The organism is Actinophytocola sp. (assembly GCF_036002505.1).
GTDB lineage: Bacteria > Actinomycetota > Actinomycetes > Mycobacteriales > Pseudonocardiaceae > DASYTH01.
Window position 1 is genome coordinate 25936 of the sequence record NZ_DASYTH010000450.1, and the last position, 6566, is coordinate 32501.

The 6566-nt window shown below is 71.3% G+C and carries 5 protein-coding genes; 4 read left to right on the top strand and 1 reads right to left on the bottom strand.

What is annotated here, in order from left to right; genetic code table 11:
* Positions 1-73: 73 nt before the first annotated feature.
* Positions 74-919, bottom strand: coding sequence for a GGDEF domain-containing protein (locus VGR06_RS39840; RefSeq protein WP_327564425.1), 846 nt, complete (start codon positions 917-919; stop codon positions 74-76).
* A 258-nt stretch (positions 920-1177) separates the two neighbouring features.
* On the opposite strand from VGR06_RS39840, the gene VGR06_RS39845 reads away from it, so the two are divergent.
* The 4 genes from VGR06_RS39845 to VGR06_RS39860 all read left to right on the top strand — a co-directional run bounded on the left by VGR06_RS39845 (position 1178) and on the right by VGR06_RS39860 (position 6313).
* Positions 1178-3376: a sigma-70 family RNA polymerase sigma factor gene (locus tag VGR06_RS39845; protein WP_327564426.1), complete on the top strand. Its 2199-nt coding sequence runs from the start codon at positions 1178-1180 to the stop codon at positions 3374-3376.
* A 73-nt stretch (positions 3377-3449) separates the two neighbouring features.
* On the top strand, positions 3450-4007 hold the full coding sequence (locus VGR06_RS39850; RefSeq protein WP_327564427.1) for a GtrA family protein: 558 nt from the start codon (positions 3450-3452) through the stop codon (positions 4005-4007).
* Between the two features lie 18 nt (positions 4008-4025).
* Complete coding sequence (locus tag VGR06_RS39855) at positions 4026-4568, top strand: GtrA family protein (RefSeq protein WP_327564428.1); 543 nt, start codon at positions 4026-4028, stop codon at positions 4566-4568.
* A gap of 8 nt (positions 4569-4576) precedes the next feature.
* On the top strand, positions 4577-6313 hold the full coding sequence (locus tag VGR06_RS39860) for an AMP-dependent synthetase/ligase (RefSeq protein ID WP_327564429.1): 1737 nt from the start codon (positions 4577-4579) through the stop codon (positions 6311-6313).
* Positions 6314-6566 lie beyond the last annotated feature (253 nt).

A 6566-nucleotide genomic window follows, 5' to 3' on the forward strand; every position in this document is an offset into this window, starting at 1 on the left:
GAGAATGCCCTGAAGGCGGCCTTCAGGGCACTGAACGTCCCGAAGGCCGCCTTCAGGGCATTCGGGCGCCGGGTCAGGCGCCGGCGAGGTTCCGGATCAGGTGGGCGGCGTCCTCCTCGCGCTCCGGCAGGCTGACCACCCGCAGGTCCGGGCGCCGGGCGGAGTCCAGTTGCGGGTCGGTGTGCAGCCGCTCGTTGATCAACCAGCCGGCGGTCAGCGCCCGCTCGGCGAAGGCGGGCTCGCGGTCGGCCAGCACGACGGCGACGGACGGGCCCAGCACGGCGGAGCTCTCCCCGCCGTTGAACACCTCCCGGAGCACGTCCGCGACCAGCACCATGGCCATCAGTCGCGGCCAGCCCACCACGTCGGCGAGGTCCAGGGTGACCACCAGGAGCACGTGGTCCTCGCGCACGTGCCGGCCGTCCCGCACCGCCCGGCGGTACAGCTCGCCGAGCCGGGTGCGCAGGTAGGCCTCGGTGGCGAGGCCGGTCAGCCCGTGCGTGGCCGTGGGCCGGGCGAGCTCACCGAGCGACTCGTCCGCCCAGGCCAGCGCGGCCACCCGGAGCAACCGGGCCGGTGTGGCGTCCGGGTCGGCCGAGACCAGCCCGTCGGCGCTGCCCGGATGGCTGATCACCGCGTGCAGCGCGGCCAGGTCGGTGAGCGTCTCGCCCAATCCGGCACCGGCCTGGGCCCGGGCACGGGCCAGGCTGTCCAGCGCCTCGCACACGGCGTCCAGCTGGCCCCGGCGCACCACCGACGCGCACACCGCGTCCACTTCGGGCAGGGACCAGTCGCTGGGGAACCGCCAGCCGTTGGCGATGCTCGCCGTGCGCCAGCGGGCCCGGAGGATCCGCAGCTCACGATCGGTGCTGTCGGGGCCGCCCCGGGACGAGCGCGGCCCTGCCTCGCGTACCGCCAACTGACACCTTCCCTCCGCCCGGTGAGATCCCATGGTTGCAACGTTTCGGCCCACCGCCCGTGACGCAGTTCCGGCCAACTCGTTGGGAGAGTGGCCAAACACAAGACGGCTCTTGCGGATACCCCCATCCGTTGGGCCGATTCGGTGACTGGATGGTGCGGTCACGCTCCGCATCGGCCACACTGAGCGCGGGAGGGCGTCTGGCCGTTGCCGCCGGGGGGCTGGCAGCGGCCATACGCTGCGAGTTTGAGGAGGACCGTGGCTGCAGTTCCGGCAGAGGTGCAGGGACCCAGTGACGCCGAGCTGATCGATGCCGTCCGTAAGGGGACCCTGTCCGCCTACGGCGAGCTCTACGAGCGGCACGTCGCGTCCGCCTACAACCTCGCCCGCCAGCTGACCCGCTCCCCGGCCGAAGCCGACGACCTCGTCTCCGAGGCCTTCGCCAAGGTCATGGAGACCCTCAAGGCCGGCCGCGGACCCGACTCGGCCTTCCGCGCCTACCTGCTCACCGCACTGCGCCACACCGCCTACGACAAAACCCGCCGCGACAAGCGCATCGAGCTCTCCGACGACGTCGGCGAGGTCTCCGGCATCAACCCCGAACAGATCAGCCAACCGTTCAGCGACCCCGCCGTCGCCGGACTCGAACGCTCCCTGGCCGCCCGCGCCTTCGCCCGCCTGCCCGAACGCTGGCAAGCCGTGCTCTGGCACACCGAGATCGAAGGCCAGTCCCCCGCCGAGGTCGCCCCCATCCTCGGCCTCACCCCCAACGGCGTCTCCGCCCTGGCCTACCGCGCCCGCGAAGGCCTCAAACAGGCCTACCTGCAGGTCTACCTCGCCGAGACCACCGCCGAAAACTGCCGGGCCACCACCGACCGGCTCGGCGCCTGGACCCGCGACGGGCTCTCCAAGCGGGAGAAAGCCCAGGTCGAAGCCCATCTGGACGGCTGCGCCAAATGCCGGGCGCTGGCCGCAGAACTCGCCGACGTGAACAGCGCGCTGCGCCTGCACATCGCGCCGCTGGTGCTGGGCACCGGAGCGGCGGGTTACCTGGCCGTGGCCGGCACCGCGACCGGCGGGGCCATCGCCGGCGGGGCGGTCGCCGCGGGAGCCGCCGCCGGCGCCGCCGGTAGCGCGGGGGGCAGCGGTGGCGGTGGGGCCGCCGCGGGAGCCTCGGTGCCCCGCCAGTTCATCGGGGTGGGCGCGGCCACCGCGGCGCTGGCCGCCGCGATCGTGGTCGGGCTGACCTCGGGCGGCGGGCAGCAGATCCCGAACGCGCAGCCGCAGCCCCAGGTCCAGCAGCCCACGCGGACGCCGAACTCACCGGCACCGCCCACCGCGGCGCCTCCGGCACCCACGACCCAGCCGCCCACACCGCCGGCGACCACCACGCCGCCGGCCGCACCGACGTCGCCGGCCAGCCCACCGGCGCCCGGCGCACCAAGCCTGTCGGCCAGCCCGCCGGCGGTGCCGATCTCGCTGATCGCCGGCGGGGACGCGGTGGACCTGCCGATCCTGGTACAGAACACTGGCGGCAGCGTCTCCGAGCCGGTGTCGGCCACGCTGGCGCTGCCCGCCGGGGTCACCGCGATCCCGTCCGGGGCGGTCCGGTTGGGCGCGCCGCCGCTGCTCCGGCTCGACGCGCCGGCCCCGACCCGGCTCGCGGCGGGCACGGTGTTCTGCCCGGGCGGCACCCGGTCGGTCACCTGCGGCACCGGGCAGGGGCTGGCCCCCGGCGACTCGGTCACGCTGCTGTTCCGCCTGATCGCCTCCGCGGACAGCCAGGGCGGCGAGGTCACCGGCACGGTGACCGGCGGCTCGGTCAGCGTCCGGGTGACGGTCCGGGTCGTGGTGCGGCCCCCGGCCCCGGTCGACGGGGTGGACGTGAAGGCCAGCGCGGACAGTTTCGACATCCTGCTGCCGGGCCTGTTCGGCCGGCGCCTGGTGAACGTGGTCGCGACCAACACCGGCACCAGCACCAAGCCGGTCACGGTGACCATCGACCAGGCGGCCGCGCGGCTGACCGCCAACCCACCGATGACCTGTACCAGCGGCCACCACACGACCTCGTGCACCACCACCGCGGCGGTCCCGCCCGGCGGTGTGGTGAAGCTCAGTGTGAAGCTGACCTCCGGGCTGCTCGGGCTGCGCTGCCCCAGTGGTGGCTCGGTCACGATCACCGCCACCCTCGGCTCGGCGACCGACACCACGACCGTCGTGGCCGACTGCTGGAGCCTGCCGGTGCTGCCCGGGCTGCTCCCGGGACACCCGGAGCAAGGGCCACCGCGGCCGCCGACCAAGCCACACCTGGAGTCGCCGAACGGGCCGCCCGCGCCGGCCATCCCGGTGCCGCCGCCCTCGCCCTCGCCGCTACCGAACGTGCAACCACCCGTGGCCCCGCCGCCACCCGGCAAGCCGATCCTCCCGCCGGTGCTGAACTGGTTGCTACCGCTCTGAAAATAAGGAGCTGGATACGGGCTTACCTGGGTACTGCCACGCCGGATGAACGATCCGATTAGACTTCGGCGGTATGGCCTTGATCGAGACCGCGCTTTCGCTGGTTCCCGAGCCCTTCCGAGGTAAGTTGATCAAGCATCGGGAGCTGCTCAAGTTCGCGGTGGTCGGCGCCATCTGTTTCGTGGTGACCAGCGTGGTCAACTACGCGCTCAAGATCACCATCCTGAACACGAAGCCGGTCACGGCCCTGGCGATCGCGGTCATCATCGCCACGATCGTGTCGTACATCCTGAACCGGGAGTGGTCGTTCCGCACTCGCGGCGGGCGCGAGCGGCACCACGAGGCCGCGCTGTTCTTCCTGATCAGCGGCATCGGGGTGGGGCTCAACTCGCTGCCGCTGGCCGTCTCCCGGTACCTGCTGGACCTGCAGGTGCCGCACGTCAGCCTGCTGGTCCAGGAGATCGCCGACTTCGCCTCCGGCATGATCCTCGGCACCCTGGTCGCCATGGTGTTCCGGTTGTGGGCGTTCAAGAAGTGGGTCTTCCCGCACGCCGGCGCGCGGCCCCGGGTGGTCCGCGGGGCCGGCCGGCTGCGCCGGGCTGATCGCGACGCCGACGAGCGCGCGGCCTGATTTCCGTAAACTGCGCAGGTGACCGTCGTCGAGACCGTGCTCGCCCGCGTGCCCGCGCCGTTCCGCGCGGTCCTCATCAGGCATCGCGAGCTGCTGAAGTTCGGGGTCGTCGGCGGCACCGCGTTCGTGATCGACAACGCCATCTGGTATGTGCTGAAGTTCACGGTCCTGTCGAGCAAGCCGGTCACCGCGAAGGCCATCGCGATCATCGTGGCCACCATCGTGTCGTACGTGCTCAACCGGGAGTGGTCGTTCCGCACTCGCGGCGGGCGCGAGCGGCATCATGAGGCGGCACTGTTCTTCCTGGTCAGCGGCGTCGCGGTGGTGATCAACCTGATTCCGCCGTACGTCTCGCGGTACGTGCTCGACCTCGAGGTGCCGCACGTGACGCGGCTCGTCCAGGAGCTCGCCGACTTCCTCAGCGGATCGATCATCGGCATGCTGCTGGCCATGTTCTTCCGCTTCTGGGGCTTCAGGCGGTGGGTGTTCCCCGACGAGCTGGGTCGCCGGCGGCGCGGCCCCGAACCCACACCCGCCGCCGAGGACCCAGGCTTCTCCTAGGAGTTTAAATGTCCACTGTGGACTTACACCCGGCGCGGACGGTGGCCGAGAGCGTGTTCGTCGCCGCGCAGGCCGATCCGGACCGCGTCGCGCTGCGGTACAAAGCGGACGGGCAGTGGCGGGACGAGACCGTCGCCGAGCTCGCCGGCCGGGTCCGGGCGCTCACCGCCGGGCTGATCGCCTCCGGCGTGCGGCCCGGCGAGCGGGTGTGCATCCTCGGGGACACCCGCCCCGGGTGGACCTACCTCAGCCTCGCCCTGCTCGCCGCCGGGGCGGTCGTGGTGCCGATCTACCCGTCCAGCTCGGTGGAGGACTGCGCCTGGGTGCTCCGCGACTCCGGGGCGACCCGGGTGTTCTGCGACGCCGAGCACCAGCGCGCCAAGGCCTCCGCGGCGGAGGCGGCCACCGTTCTCGGCTTCGACGCGATCCCCTCGCTGTGCGCGGTGGGTTCGTCCTCAGTGTCCTCCATGGACGCTGTGCGGGCCCGGCTGGACGCGCTCACCCCGGCCGACCTCGCGGTGATCATCTACACCTCGGGCACCACCGGCCCGCCCAAGGGTTGCGTGCTGACCCACCAGAACTGGCTCACCCTGGTGCGGATCAACGACGAGCTGAACTACGTCCGGCGCGACGACGTGGTGTACCTGTTCCTGCCGCTGGCCCACGTGTTCGCGCAGCTCGAGCAGTTCGCCTGCCTCGGCGCCGGGGCCACACTGGTCTACTTCGGCGGCGACATCAAGCAGGTCGTCGCCGAGATCGCCGAGGTGCGGCCGACCTTCCTGCCGTCCGTCCCGCGCATCTTCGAAAAGCTCTACACCGTGCTGACCGGCGCCCTCGACGAGGACACCGTGCGCACCGCGACCCAGGTCGGCTGGAAGTACCGCTCGCTGCAACGAGCCGGCAACCCGATCCCCGACGAGCTGGCCGCCGCGTTCGACCGCTTCGAACCGCTCTACGCGCGGGTACGCGCGGTGTTCGGCGGCCAGGTTCGGCAGGCGTTGTCCGGCGCTGCCCCCATCGCCCCCGAGGTGTTGACGTTCTTCCACGCCGCCGGCGTCCCGGTCCTCGAGGGCTACGGCATGACCGAAACCACCGGCGTCGGCACCGTCAGCACCCTCGACCATTTCAAAATCGGCAGCGTGGGCCGCGCCGGCCCGTCCATCGAACTCCGTATCGCCCCCGACGGCGAAATCCTCGCCCGCGGCCCGCACCTCTTCGCCGGCTACTGGCACAACGACGCCGCCACCGCCGAGATCATCGACCCCGACGGCTGGCTGCACACCGGCGACCTCGGCACCATGGACCCCGACGGCTTCGTCACCATCACCGGCCGCAAAAAAGACATCATCATCACCGCCGGCGGCAAGAACATCGCCCCCGCCAACTTCGAAAACGAACTCCGCCAATCCCGCTGGATCTCCCACGCCATCATGATCGGCGACCGCCGTCCCTACCCCGTCGCCCTCATCACGTTGGACGCGGACGAGACCATCACCTGGGCCCGCGCTCGCGACCTCCCCACCGACCTCCCCACCCTCGCCACCCACCCCGAAGTCCGCACCCTGATCCAGGATGTCCTCGACAAGGTCAACACCCGCCACGCCAACGTCGAGCAGATCAAACGCTTCGCCATCCTCCCCCGCGACCTCTCCATCGACCACGGCGAACTGACCCCCTCCCTCAAGGTGAAGCGGAAAGCGGTACACGCGAACCACACCGACCTGATCGACTCCCTGTACACCTGACCCGGAGTTATCGCATCCACCCCCGATCCACCAAGTCGATCTCCACTCGTTTCCGCGGGTGTAATCGAGTGTGGGTGTATGCCCTGAAGGCCACCTTTGGGGCGTTGAGTGTCAATGCCAGGGACTTAGGCGGCTCGGGGTTGTGCCGGGTGTGCTGGGGTGCTGGCGGTGATTGTTGGTGGGGCTGCGGGTTGGGTCCGGGTGTGGTGGGTGGCGTTGGTGCAGGTCAGTTGCCGGGTCTTGCCGCGGTAGG

Bases quoted from the DNA above. Each gene is read 5' to 3' on its own strand.
- VGR06_RS39850 (WP_327564427.1), top strand. From the start codon at position 3,450: ATGGCCTTGATCGAGACCGCGCTTTCGCTGGTTCCCGAGCCCTTCCGA.
- VGR06_RS39860 (WP_327564429.1), top strand. From the start codon at position 4,577: ATGTCCACTGTGGACTTACACCCGGCGCGGACGGTGGCCGAGAGCGTG.